At 65.4% G+C, this 12,308-nt stretch carries 13 protein-coding genes and 1 tRNA gene; 8 read left to right on the top strand and 6 right to left on the bottom strand.

Annotated features, from left to right (window positions below):
- Window positions 1-4: 4 nt before the first annotated feature.
- From acpM to G341_RS0115880, 3 genes are all read right to left on the bottom strand, one after another.
- Window positions 5-313 (bottom strand): meromycolate extension acyl carrier protein AcpM, encoded by a 309-nt coding sequence (acpM, locus tag G341_RS0115890; RefSeq protein ID WP_018180152.1) that lies wholly within the window; start codon window positions 311-313, stop codon window positions 5-7.
- Between the two features lie 121 nt (window positions 314-434).
- Window positions 435-1,343 carry an ACP S-malonyltransferase gene (locus G341_RS0115885; protein WP_043451769.1) on the bottom strand — a complete coding sequence of 303 codons (909 nt, stop codon included), beginning with the start codon at window positions 1,341-1,343 and terminating at the stop codon, window positions 435-437.
- A gap of 152 nt (window positions 1,344-1,495) precedes the next feature.
- The gene (locus G341_RS0115880) at window positions 1,496-2,887 is read right to left on the bottom strand and encodes a PucR family transcriptional regulator (protein WP_018180150.1); all 1,392 of its coding nucleotides are present in this window, start codon (window positions 2,885-2,887) and stop codon (window positions 1,496-1,498) included.
- Between the two features lie 117 nt (window positions 2,888-3,004).
- On the opposite strand from G341_RS0115880, the gene G341_RS22270 reads away from it, so the two are divergent.
- The 4 genes from G341_RS22270 to G341_RS0115860 are packed head-to-tail and all read left to right on the top strand — an operon-like array spanning window position 3,005 to window position 6,676.
- On the top strand, window positions 3,005-3,457 hold the full coding sequence (locus G341_RS22270) for a MarR family winged helix-turn-helix transcriptional regulator (protein ID WP_081622567.1): 453 nt from the start codon (window positions 3,005-3,007) through the stop codon (window positions 3,455-3,457).
- Complete coding sequence (locus G341_RS0115870) at window positions 3,454-4,710, top strand: MFS transporter (RefSeq protein WP_018180148.1); 1,257 nt, start codon at window positions 3,454-3,456, stop codon at window positions 4,708-4,710. The genes G341_RS22270 and G341_RS0115870 overlap by 4 nt, the downstream gene beginning before the upstream one ends.
- A 45-nt stretch (window positions 4,711-4,755) precedes the next feature.
- Window positions 4,756-6,216 (top strand): MFS transporter, encoded by a 1,461-nt coding sequence (locus G341_RS0115865; protein WP_043451661.1) that lies wholly within the window; start codon window positions 4,756-4,758, stop codon window positions 6,214-6,216.
- Window positions 6,209-6,676: a MarR family winged helix-turn-helix transcriptional regulator gene (locus tag G341_RS0115860; RefSeq protein ID WP_018180146.1), complete on the top strand. Its 468-nt coding sequence runs from the start codon at window positions 6,209-6,211 to the stop codon at window positions 6,674-6,676. Before G341_RS0115865 ends, G341_RS0115860 begins: the two co-directional genes overlap by 8 nt.
- 45 nt (window positions 6,677-6,721) lie before the next feature.
- On the opposite strand, the gene aceE is transcribed toward G341_RS0115860, so the two are convergent.
- A complete protein-coding gene (gene aceE, locus G341_RS0115855; protein ID WP_051092844.1) occupies window positions 6,722-9,487 on the bottom strand; it encodes a pyruvate dehydrogenase (acetyl-transferring), homodimeric type in 2,766 nt (921 codons plus the stop codon).
- A 274-nt stretch (window positions 9,488-9,761) separates the two neighbouring features.
- Between aceE and G341_RS0115850 the strand changes: the two genes are divergently transcribed.
- The 4 genes from G341_RS0115850 to G341_RS0115835 all read left to right on the top strand — a co-directional run bounded on the left by G341_RS0115850 (window position 9,762) and on the right by G341_RS0115835 (window position 11,594).
- The gene (locus G341_RS0115850; protein ID WP_155826993.1) at window positions 9,762-10,466 is read left to right on the top strand and encodes a hypothetical protein; all 705 of its coding nucleotides are present in this window, start codon (window positions 9,762-9,764) and stop codon (window positions 10,464-10,466) included.
- Between the two features lie 140 nt (window positions 10,467-10,606).
- On the top strand, window positions 10,607-11,023 hold the full coding sequence (locus G341_RS0115845) for a DUF3052 domain-containing protein (RefSeq protein WP_018180143.1): 417 nt from the start codon (window positions 10,607-10,609) through the stop codon (window positions 11,021-11,023).
- Window positions 11,020-11,514: a peroxiredoxin gene (locus tag G341_RS0115840; RefSeq protein ID WP_018180142.1), complete on the top strand. Its 495-nt coding sequence runs from the start codon at window positions 11,020-11,022 to the stop codon at window positions 11,512-11,514. The genes G341_RS0115845 and G341_RS0115840 overlap by 4 nt, the downstream gene beginning before the upstream one ends.
- 7 nt (window positions 11,515-11,521) lie before the next feature.
- Window positions 11,522-11,594, top strand: a tRNA-Val gene (locus G341_RS0115835).
- 87 nt (window positions 11,595-11,681) lie between these two features.
- Here the strand turns inward: G341_RS0115835 and G341_RS0115830 are convergent.
- Together G341_RS0115830 and G341_RS0115825 are read right to left on the bottom strand one after the other, a co-directional pair.
- A complete protein-coding gene (locus G341_RS0115830) occupies window positions 11,682-12,098 on the bottom strand; it encodes a DUF2178 domain-containing protein (RefSeq protein ID WP_018180141.1) in 417 nt (138 codons plus the stop codon).
- Window positions 12,085-12,279, bottom strand: coding sequence for a helix-turn-helix transcriptional regulator (locus tag G341_RS0115825; protein ID WP_018180140.1), 195 nt, complete (start codon window positions 12,277-12,279; stop codon window positions 12,085-12,087). The genes G341_RS0115830 and G341_RS0115825 overlap by 14 nt, the downstream gene beginning before the upstream one ends.
- Between the last annotated feature and the right edge of the window lie 29 nt (window positions 12,280-12,308).

Here is a 12,308-nt window from a genome sequence, read left to right as displayed (position 1 = left end):
GCTATCAGGCCTTGTCGGCGTCGATCTTCGCCTGGATGGCCTCAGCGGCCTCCGGGTTCTCCGAGGCGAGCTTCTGGATGTATTCGACGGCGTCACGGACAGTGCGCAGACCGGCGAGATCCTCGTCCGGGATCTTGACGCCGTACTTGTCTTCGGTCTGGACCGCGATCTCGACCATGGACAGCGAGTCGATGTCCAGATCGTCGATGAACGCCTTGTCGATGGTCACCTCAGAGGGCTCAATGCCGGTGACCTCTTCGATGATCTCGGCGATGCCGGCAATCAGAACTTCCTGGCTGGGTACGGTGGCCACTTTGGTGGTCCCTTCTCTGTTGTGTTTCCACTTGCTTCCCGGAGCGGCAGCGGGCGCTGCCGTTGGACGAGGCGATTCACCTTCCGGGTTGACCGTTCCGGCATGTGCCGGACGCGGTCGGTCATCCAAGTTCTGTGATGTCCTCCAGATCGGCGGGGACCTTGAGGGCACGGTTCGGGGTGCCCTTGAGTTCGCGCTTGGCGATTCCGGCGAGCGTGCCGCCCGGAGGCAACTCGATCAGTGCGCTGACTTCGTGGTCGCGCAGGTATGCCGAGCACAGGTCCCACCGGACCGGCCGGGTGACCTGGTTGACGATCTTGGCCAGCGCGTCGGCGCCCGAGGAGACGGGCTGACCGTCCGAGTTGGACAGCAGGGTGTGCGTGGGCTCGGACGGGGTGATGGCGGCCGCGGCCTCGGCGACGGCCTCCTGGGCCGGGGCCATGAAGTGCGTGTGGAAGGCGCCGGCGACCGCGAGCTTGCGGGTGCGGGCCTTCTCCGGCGGGTTGGCCAGCAGCTCATCGATCTTGTCGACGGCTCCGGCGGCCACGATCTGGCCGACGGCATTGCGGTTGGCGGGGACGAGCTCCAGCTCCTCGAGTCGGGCCAGCACCTCGTCCTCGTTGCCGCCGAGGACGGCGGCCATGGTGGTCGGCCGCTGCGCGCACGCCTTCGCCATCGCGGCACCGCGGGTGGCGGCCAGGGTGACGGCCTCGTCGGCACTGATCACGCCGGCGACTGCGGCTGCGGCCAACTCGCCGATGGAGTGACCCGCGACGACGACGTCGGCCGGGACGGAGTAGCGCGAGCTGAGTTCGGCGTGGCCGAGCAACGAGGCGACGACGACCAGCGGCTGTGTTACTGCGGTGTCGGTGATTTCGTCATCGGTGGCAGTGGTACCGAGGCGCTCGAGTTCGAGTCCGGTCAGCTTCGACCACGTTGCGACACGATCTGCCGCGCCGGGGAGTGCCAACCATTCGGTGAGCATCCCCGCCTTCTGCGAGCCCTGTCCGGGCGAGAGCAATGAGAGCACCTGAATACTGAACACCCCGGAGGCCCTTTTATGGGGTGTCGTACGCAATGAACCTCAGCTCAGGCTTTTGTGGGGATCCCACAAAAGTGCACGCGGATGTGCCTCCATCGTCATCACAATGAGACTCGTTACAAGTTTCTTTGTGGTGTAGGTCACTTGACCCGGTTTTCGGCTTCGCTTGTGCCTGATGTTATTGGTGGGGAAATAGTAAGCGATCCGCGTCGGGCTTGCGTCAGTCGTCCGACTGTTCCCGCGACGCGGAGAACGTACGCATCTCGAGGATTAAAGGGATCACGACCGGTGATCTCGGAAATTCGCTTTAGTCGATATCGGACAGTATTCGGATGGACGAAGAGTGAACGCGCACAGGCCTCGACGAGTCCGCCGGAGTCCAGATATGCATCCAGTGTGGCGGCCAGTGTGTCACCGCCTTTGGCCAGTGGCTTGACGATGAACTCGGTGAGCGTGTGCACCGCCGCCTCGTCGCCGAGCAGGGCTCGTTCGGGTAGCAACTCCCAGCTCAGCACGGGCCGCGGGGCATTGGGCCAGCCGGCGACGGCCTCGATGCCGGCCATCGCCTCCATCGCGCTGGCGTGGGCCGAGCCCAGGTCCGGGGTGGTGTGGCCGATGACGACCGGTCCGTCGGCGAAGTTGTTCAGGAGTGCCTGGACGAAGGCGTCGGTCCCGATCTTGTCGGGAGAACTGATCGGGCCGGCCACGATCGCCACCAGGTAGGGGCCTTGCACCACCGACAATGCGGCCCGGTCGTACTGACGCGCGGTGTTGTGGATCGCCAGCGGCACCGACACGTTCTGTTCCGGCGGCGGCGTGCCGACGAAGACCGTCGCCGTCGCGTCGGTTTCCCAGTTCAGGGTCGCGGCTCGGGACAGCAGGGTGGGGCCGCTGTCGCCGCGGACCACCGCATCCACCACCAGGGCTTCCATTCGGGAGTCCCAGGCGCCTCGGGATTCGGCGGCGGATGCATAGATAGAGGCCGCGGCAAAGCCGATCTCCCGGCCGTAGCGGAGAACGGATTCGGTCAGTGCCCGCAGCTGGGCGTCGTTGCGCGCCAGCAGGGGCAGCCATTTCTCGAAGAATTCCATTGCGACGCGGACCATCTCGACGGTCTGCAGCAGGGTGATGCGTCGGGCGAGGTCCTGCGGCACAACCTGGAACGCCTGGACGGTGAACTTAACGTTGCCCTCAGGGTCTTGGAGCCACTCGACAAAGTTCTGCACGGCCGACTGCACGACCAACTGGACGCTGGCGATTTGTCCGGCTTCGAGGTCGGCGAAATACGGGAGCTGGTCGGCCATCGAATGCACGGCCTCGGTTGCGAGTCGGCCGCTGTACTGCTTGACCCGTCGCAGCAGGGCATCGGGCAGCGCATCATGCACATCGGCGGGAGCCGGAAGTCGCGCGCTGCGGCGGCGTAGCCGTTCTTCGACCCCGGCGGCGGCCGCTTTGCCCGCGTCATCGACCGAGGACGCCTTGGTGCCGGCGTCGCCCCTGGCGGATTTCGGTGCAGGGGTCCCGTCGGTCATCTCTTCAATCTAGGCGAACCGGATCGCGAGGTGGAGCGCATCCGCCGGTAGGCGCCGGGACTCGCGGCACCAAGAAAACATTGATCTTTTATATAAAAGAGTGATATTTTATTACGTATGGCTAACGATGTACCTGAGGTGGCCGCGGCCATCGAGCAACTGGTCCGGGTGAGCAGGTCGTTCGACGTGAGTCAGACCGTCAGCCGCACCGGCGGCTCGTTGCTGCGTCGGCTGGTCGATGACGGGCCGGCTCGGATCACCGCCCTCGCCGAGGCCGAACACGTCAGTCAGCCCGCGATGACCGCGGCCATCAAGCGATTGGCGGCCCAGGGGTTCGTCACCCGCGAGACGGATCCCGACGATGCGCGCGCCGCCCGCGTCGTCATCACGGACCAGGGGGCGAAGCTCGTCGCCGCGTGGCGGGAACAACTTGCCCGCCGCGTGGCGGACGTCGTCGAAAACCAGGATCCGCAGCACCGTCGCCAGTTGGTCGACGCGCTTCCCGCGCTCAACCGGCTGTCGGGCCTGCTGCGCGAATCGCTACAGGAGATATCAAGGGAGACACCATGAGTAGGTCCTCGACCGGAGTCGGTGGAATCAACGGTCTGTTGCATCAGCCGCGAGCGGTATATGCCGTCGCGTTCGCCTGTGTCGTGTCCTTCATGGGCATCGGCCTGGTGGACCCGATTCTGCCCGCCATCTCGTCCAAGCTGGACGCGTCGCCGTCGCAGGTGACACTGCTGTTCACCAGCTACCTGGTGGTGACGGCGGTCGCGATGCTGGTGACCAACGCGGTCTCCAGTCGAATTGGACCCAAGAAGACATTGATCAGCGGATTGGTGCTGATCGTCATATTCGCCGCTCTCGCGGGATCCTCCAGCTCGGTCTCGCAGATAATCGGCTTCCGCGCCGGCTGGGGACTGGGCAACGCACTGTTCATCGCGACCTCGCTCGCCGTGATCGTTGCCGCGGCCAGCGGTGGATTGGCCAGCGCGATCATCATGTACGAGACCGCGCTCGGCCTCGGCATCGCGACCGGCCCGCTGCTCGGCGGAATCCTGGGCAACATCAGTTGGCGCGGACCGTTCTACGGCGTCGCCGTCCTGATGGCGATCTCGTTGCTGGCGACCGTCGTGTTCCTGCCGAAGACGCCCAAACCGGAACATCCGACATCGCTGCTGGCGCCGATCAAGGCGCTGCGACACCGCGGACTGGCGACCATGGGAGTCGGTGCACTGCTGTACAACTGGGCGTTCTTCACGATGCTGGGCTACGCGCCGTTCCCGATGAAGCTGTCGGCCATCGACCTTGGCTGGGTCTTCTTCGGCTGGGGCGTGCTCGTGGCGATCTTCGCGGTCTTCGGTGCCCCGTGGTTGCAGAAGCGATTCGGGACCGGGCCGACCATGTACGCCGCCCTGGCGCTGTTCGCGGTCGATCTCGCGGTCATCGCGATTTGGCCGACCAACCAGACGGTGCTGATCGGTGCGGTGGTCATCGCCGGAATCTTCATCGGTACCAACAACACCCTGACCACGCAGGCAGTCATGATCGTCTCGCCGGTCGAGCGTTCGGTGGCGTCGGCCGCTTACGGGTTCGTCCGCTTCATCGGCGGCGGCCTCGCACCGTACGCCGCGGGAAAGCTGGTCGAGGCGCTGAATCTGCACGTGCCGTTCGCCATTGCCGCCGGTGTCGCATTGATGGCCGCAGTGGTGCTCTCTACCGCCCATAAGGCATTCGCCGCGGCGGACGCCGAGGTGGCGCGCGAGGAGCAGGTGATCGTCGAGTCGTCGTCTGAGGACGGCGAGACGCTCGTGTCCGCCTGAGGCCTCGGGGTTGACCAAAATATTTATAGTTCTACAATTAACGGAATGAATGAACTGTCGCCCCAACGGAAACGGATAATCCTGGCGACCTGCTGCATGAGCCTGTTGATCGTCTCGATGGACGCGACGATCGTGAACGTCGCGCTTCCGTCGATCCGTCGCAGTTTCCACGCCGACGCCGCTGACCTCCAGTGGGTCATCGACATCTACACGCTGGTACTGGCAACGCTGCTGATGCTCTCGGGTGCGCTGGCAGATCGGTTGGGGCGGCGGCGCGTGTTCCAGGTGGGGCTGACGATCTTCGCCCTCGGGTCGCTGCTGTGCAGCATCGCGCCGACCGTCGGCGTGCTGATCGGAGCCCGACTCGTGCAGGCCATCGGCGGTTCGATGCTCAACCCGGTGGCCATGTCAATCATCACCCAGGTGTTCACCGATGTGAAGGAGCGGGCCCGGGCGGTCGGGATGTGGGGTGCGGTGGTGGGCATCTCCATGGCGATCGGCCCGATCGTCGGCGGCTGGCTGGTCGACACTGTCGGTTGGCGATCGGTCTTCTGGATCAATCTGCCCATCTGCGCCGCCGCGATCATCCTCACGGCGATCTTCGTCCCGGAGTCGAAGTCCACGACCCTGCGCACCCTGGATCCCGTGGGGCAGCTCGCATTTGCGCTCTTCATGGCCGGCGCCGTGTTCGGATTGATCGAGGGGCCGCGCAATGGTTGGGGCACCCCGATGCCGGTGGCGGCGTTCACGATCGCGGTCGTCGCCATGGCGGTGTTCATCTGGTACGAGCATCGGGTGTCCGACCCGTTCATCGACCTGCGATTTTTCCGGTCGGTGCCGTTCTCGTCGGCCACGGCGATCGCCGTGTGCGCTTTCTCGTCCTACGGCGCGTTCCTCTTCATGATGTCGATTTACATGCAGAACCAACGCGGCTGGTCGGCGATCGATGCGGGTCTGATGTATCTGCCGATTGCCGTTGCGGCGCTGGTGCTCTCGCCGCTGTCCGGCCGCCTGGTCGGCCGGTACGGCACCAGGCCGTCGCTGCTGTGCTCATCGGTACTGATGACGGTGGGGGCGGTCGGGCTGGTGCTGATGAAGGACGATTCGCCGATATGGCAGCTGTTGATCACCTTCTTCGCGTTCGGTGCGGGTTTCGGCATGGTCAACGCGCCGATCACCACCTCGGCGGTCGGCGGGATGCCGCGCGATCGCGCCGGCGCGGCGTCCGCGGTCGCGTCGACCAGCCGCCAGCTGGGCGTGAGTATCGGCGTCGCCCTCTGTGGAGCGGTGGCGGGCCGCGCGGTCGCCGGGCACGGCGACTTCACCGACTACGCTCGGCCACTGTGGTGGGTGACTGTCGCGCTGGCGGTCCTGATCGGGCTGATCGGCATGGCGTCCACCACCGGGTGGGCGCAGCACACCCGCGAGTCGATCGGTCATCTGCTCGCCGAGCCTGCCGGTAGACCGTTGGTGACGGCCGGCAGCGGAGGAGGGCGCGATGCCTGAGCAGGAGGATCCCGCCGACGAGGCGTGGCATCTGCTGGCGCGCTATGTGATCGACAATCGTGATGCCTGGCGCCGCGCGACGATGAATCGAACCGGGCTGCCGTTCAGCAAGATTCGCATCATTCGGCGGCTGTCATTGGTCGACGCGCCGATGTCGCTGTCACAGGTCGCCGATGCGGCCGCGATGGATCGGCCGGCCGCTACCGTGGCCATCAACGATCTCGCCGACCGCGGACTGGTCCGCCGCGACGTCGACCCGGCGGACCGCCGGTCGCGCATGGTGTCGTTGACCCCCGCCGGCCGCGCGATGATGGCGACCATTTCCAGCGTCGAGGATCCGGCGCCCGACGATTTCGCCGCGCTGCCGGAACGCGATATCAAGACGCTGCTGCGCATTGCGCGGCAGCTCGACGAGGCCATGCGACGACGTCCGGATTCGCCTGCGCGCCACAAGGACTAGCCGCGGTCCCGGGGCCGCCGATCTGAGCGGCCCTGGGACCGCGGTCTACGCGACGCCGGGGTCGCTGACCTGCTTCGGCGCCGCCAGCACGTCGTCGATCCGGTACTTGGCCGCGGCCTCGGCGGCCACCGACACGTCGATGTTTCCGTCGCGGGCCAGCGCCGAAAGCACACCCACCACGATCGATTCGGCGTCGACATTGAAGAACCGCCGTGCGGCCGGGCGGGTGTCGGAGAACCCGAATCCGTCGGTGCCGAGAGTGATGTACGTGCCGGGCACCCACGGGCGAATCTGTTCGGAGACGCCGCGCATGTAGTCCGACGCGGCGACGAACGGACCGGACGAATTCGCCAGGGCCGTAGCCAGATACGGCTGACCATGATCGACGCCGGGGTGCTGCAGGTCGGCCTTCTCGTGCTCGATGCCGTCCCGGGCCAATTCGCCCCAACTCGTCACGGAGTACACGTTGGCTCCGACGTTCCATTCGTCGGCAAGCAGCTGCGCCGCCTTGAGGCCATCGGGCATCGTGACGCCGGACACGAGAATATTGGCCGGGTACTGCTTGCCCGCCGGGGCCGGCTGGTAGAGGTACAGGCCCTTGAGCAGCCCCTCGACATCCAGCGAATCCGGTTGTGCCGGCTGATGAATCGGCTCGTTGTAGACGGTGATGTAGAAGAAGATGTTCTCCGGATCGTCGCCGTACATCCGCTTGAGCCCGGAGACGACGATGTGCGCGAGCTCGTACGCGAACGCCGGATCGTAGGTCACCGCAGCCGGATTCGTGGCCGCCAGCTGCGGGGACTGACCGTCCGCGTGTTGCAGGCCCTCGCCGGTAAGCGTCGTGCGACCTGCGGTCGCGCCGATCACGAAGCCGCGTGCCATCTGGTCGCCCGCCGCCCACAGGCCATCGCCCGTGCGTTGGAAACCGAACATCGAGTAGAAGATGTACAGCGGGATCATGGGCTCGTCATGCGTGGCGTATGAGGTACCGACGGCCGTGAACGACGCGGTCGAACCGGCCTCGTTGATGCCCTCGTGCAGTATCTGGCCGGCCTCGCTCTCCTTGTACGCCAACATCAGATCGGCGTCGACGGAGGTGTACAGCTGCCCGTTGCGGTTGTAGATCTTCAGCGAGGGGAACCACGAGTCCATGCCGAAGGTGCGGGCCTCGTCGGGGATGATCGGCACGATGCGCTTGCCGATCTCCTTGTCGCGCAACAGTTCCTTGAAGATGCGGACGAGCGCCATCGTGGTGGCGACCTGCTGCTTGCCGGATCCCTTTGCGGTGGCCGCGATCACCGGGCCGGTGACCGGCTGCAGCGTCTTGGCGACGGTGCGTCGGGCCGGGAGGAAGCCGCCCAGTGCCTCACGTCGGGCAAGCAGGTACTCGATCTCCGGAGATTCCTTGCCGGGGTGGTAGTACGGGGGCAGGTACGGATCCTTCTCCAACTCGGCGTCCGAGATCGGGAGGCGGCACGAGTCGCGGAAATCCTTGAGATCTTCCAGCGTCAACTTCTTCATCTGGTGGGTCGCGTTACGGCCCTCGAAATGCTTACCGAGCGTGTAGCCCTTGATGGTCTTCGCGAGAATCACCGTCGGCTGGCCCTTGTGCGCCATCGCCGCGGCGTAGGCCGCGTACACCTTGCGATAGTCGTGACCGCCGCGCTTGAGGTTCCAGATGTCGTCGTCCGACATGTCGCGGACCAGTTCTTTGGTCCGCGGATCGCGGCCGAAGAAGTGATCGCGGACGAAGGCGCCGTCGTTGGCCTTATAGGTTTGATAGTCGCCATCCGGAGTGCTGTTCATCAGGTTGACGAGCGCACCGTCACGGTCCTTGTGCAGCAGCGCATCCCACTCGCGTCCCCACACCACCTTGATGACGTTCCAGCCGGCACCGCGGAAGAACGACTCGAGCTCCTGGATGATCTTGCCGTTTCCACGGACCGGGCCGTCGAGCCGTTGCAGGTTGCAGTTGATGACGAAGGTGAGATTGTCGAGACCCTCGGTCGCGGCCACCTGCAGCAGGCCACGCGATTCCGGCTCGTCCATCTCACCGTCGCCGAGGAACGCCCAGACATGTTGGTCGCTGGTGTCCTTGATGCCGCGGTCCTTCAGGTAGTGATTGAACCGTGCCTGATAGATGGCGTTCATCGGGCCCAGCCCCATGGAAACCGTTGGGAACTGCCAGAACTCGGGCATCAGCCGGGGGTGCGGGTACGACGGGAGGCCGCCGCCGAAGCCCGCATGTGATTGCTCCTGACGAAAACCATCCATCCGGTGCTCGTCGATGCGGCCTTCGAGGTAGGCGCGGGCGTAGATGCCGGGGGAGGCGTGACCCTGGATGAAGATCTGGTCGCCGCCGCCGGGGTGATCCTGGCCGCGGAAGAAGTGGTTGAAGCCGACCTCGTACAGCGAGGCGGACGATGCATACGTCGAAATATGTCCGCCGACACCGATTCCGGGTCGCTGGGCGCGGTGCACCATGATCGCCGCGTTCCAACGGATGAACGCGCGGTAGCGACGCTCGGTCTCCTCGTCGCCGGGGAACCAGGGCTCGTTCTCGGTGGGGATGGTGTTGACGTAGTCGGTCGATGTCAGCGCGGGGATGGAGACATGCTTCTCGCCGGCGCGTTCGAGCAGCCGCAGCATCAGATAGCGGGCGCGGGCGGGACCCGCATGTTCCAACAGTGAATCGAAGGAGTCGAGCCACTCGGTGGTCTCGTCGGGGTCGACGTCAGGCAGGTACGAGGCGACGCCCTCGCGGATGACCCGCACTCGATCGTTCGGCTGGCTGGTTGCTGGTGTTGTCAACGCGCATCTCTCCTTGGCTCTCCCGGTCGGGGGTGGCCGACGGGACGGTCACTGCTGTCGCCCATGGGTGCGGGCGCGCGATGGCGGCCGGGCGGATGACCCGGACCACGATTGCTCCTTTATCGTGCCTCATCTCACCGCGCCAGGGTGACGCGAGTACCGCTCTGTGGTCATTGAGTCGTCGGTGGGCGGCCGTCGCGGCGTCGCGGAAGCCTGCCGGTCACCGGCCGTGGCGTCTGGCCCCGGCCGGATCGCATAGGGCATGATCACCGGGATGAATCGCGAGTGGATGCGGTGGGACAGGCGCGCGGCGTATGCCGTCAGCGGTGCTGTACTCACTGGTCTGGTGATCGCGGCGTGCAGTTCTGGAGCTGACGATTCAGCCGCGCAGCGCAGCAGCGATATCGCTCATTCGCAGCTGCAGGAGGCGTCGTTGTCGGCGTCCGTGGCCCGATCGCAGGCCGTGTCGGCGTCGGGCACGCTGTGCTCGCAGTGGTTCTACTCGGTGGTCCCGATGGTGAACGGCTACAACCAGTTCGTCACGAAGCTGAACCAGGTGCAGAGCTACGACCGGCTCGGCGGCGCGGACCTGATCGCGGTCGGCCAGTTCGACTCCGGAGTGTCGGCGATCCGGGCCAAGCTGAACGTCACCATCCCGCAGCAGGTGCGCGATGAGATCGACAACTTTCTGGACAAGACCGCGACGCTCGAGACGGGGATCAAGAACAAAGACCGGTTCCGCCTGGCCAAGCCGGCCAGTGAGTGGACAGATTCGCGCCGCCGCGTCTCGACGCTGTGCCAGGCGTTCGTGACGCCCACAGGTTCGGTGACGACGATGCCGAGCCTGCCCTCGCTCGCCGAACTGACATCGGCTGCGCCGACGGTGTCCGGTCAACCGACGTCGAGCAGCCCATCCACCACATCGGCACCATCCACCACGTCGGCACCGTCGACCACGGCGACCAGGCCGATATCGTGACGATCGTGAAATCGCGCCACAGGGGTTGCAAGTTGGGCCCCGACCCTGTTCGCTGGTGGGCAGCATTTCGCGATGCGAGAAGAACCCAGTCATTGAACTCGAGTCCGCGGACGCGGACGTGATCTTAGGAGGATCCACCGTTGGTTGCCGCGGAAGGTAATCGCGCCCAGAAGCTGGGCCTGGAATCCGGCACGCTGGTGCAGGAAGTGGGCTGGGACGAGGACACCGACGACGACCTGCGGGCGGATATCGAGGACGCCATCGGTGGCGAGATGCTCGATGACGACTCCGACGAGGTCATCGATGTCGTCGTGCTCTGGTGGCGTGACGGCGATGGCGACCTGGTGGATGCGTTGATGGATGCAATCGTGCCGCTCGCCGACGATGGCTGTGTGTGGGTGTTCTCCCCGAAGACGGGCAGCGACGGATACGTCGACCCGAGCGAGATCGCCGAGGCCGCGCCGACCGCCGGACTGACCCAGACCTCGACCGTGAACCTCGGCGACTGGTCGGGATCGCGTCTGGTGCAACCGAAGTCCCGTTCGGCCAAGCGATGACGCGGCAGGCCGGCTCGCCGCCGGTCGGCCCCCTACCGGTTGGCCAGGTGGCGCCTGACTTCTCCCTGCGCGATCAGAACAATCGGTTGGTGACGCTGTCACAGTTCCGCGGCGTCAAGAACGTGTTGCTGGTGTTCTTCCCGTTGGCATTCACCGGCAATTGCGAAGGGGAGCTGGGCGCCGTCCGCGACTCCCTGCCGCGATTCCAGAACGATGACGTCGAGTTCATCGCCGTGTCGGTCGGATCGTCGCCGACGCACAAGGTGTGGTCGTCCGCGCAGGGCTACCTGTTTCCGATCCTGTCCGACTTCTGGCCGCATGGTGCGGTGGCTCGCGAATACGGCGTCCTCAACGAGGACAAGGGCTACCCCAACCGCGGAACCTTCGTGATCGACCGGGTCGGCCAGATCCGCTTCTCGGAGATGATGCAGCCCGGCGAGCTTCGTGACCAGGGACTTTGGGAGAAAGCACTGGCCGCGCTAGATTCTTGAGGCACTCGCGCGCTTAGCTCAGTGGTTAGAGCTCTGGTCTTACACACCAGCGGTCGGGGGTTCGAATCCCTCAGCGCGCACTTTTCGAATGCTTCGCTCAGCGGGATTCATGCACGGTCAGCCGAAATTTTCTGTGTGCCAAACGGTTTCGGCATGCTGCTATCGGGCTATCCGCGCCGGCTGAGCGCAATGATCGCCATGACGAACGTGGCTCCACCGACCGCGGCGAGTCCGCACCAGATCGCGGCCGCGGAGCTGCCGGCCGCGAGGCTGTAGAAGACGCCGCCAAGAATGGTGACGACCAGCACCTGCGCGGTGATCGCCAGGGCGCGAGCATTGATGTCTCGCTGCCGCTCGTCGTTCGCGGTACCGCGGAGCAGGGCGCCGGTCTCCGTCCTGCGGCTGAGCAAGAGCATGGCCGCGACGTAGACGAGCATGATTCCGAGCATGACGAAGCCGAGCGCCGGTTTGCCGCGTGCGAGCATGACTCCCAGGTAGGCCAGTCCGATGACGACTCCGAGCGCAGGCGTGGCCCACTTGCTGAAGTTGCGGCGTGCGATATTGCGTTGCTTAGCACTCGACATGGAAAACCTCCTCTACCGCGGTGCCGAAGTGGCGTGCGATACCGATCGCCAGAGCGAGCGATGGGCTGTAGCGCCCGGCCTCGATCGCATTGATCGTCTGGCGCGAGACTCCCAGGGCTGCGCCGAGTTCGGCCTGGGACAGTCCGCTGGCGGTACGCAGGCTTCGAACGTCGTTCCGCACACTGATGGAAAGTAGGCTTTACATTAGCG

This window comes from Jongsikchunia kroppenstedtii DSM 45133 (assembly GCF_000380485.1).
GTDB classification, from domain to species: Bacteria; Actinomycetota; Actinomycetes; order Mycobacteriales; family Mycobacteriaceae; genus Jongsikchunia; species Jongsikchunia kroppenstedtii.
Note: the sequence above shows the minus strand (reverse complement) of the source record. Positions and strands in the feature narration are given on the sequence as shown.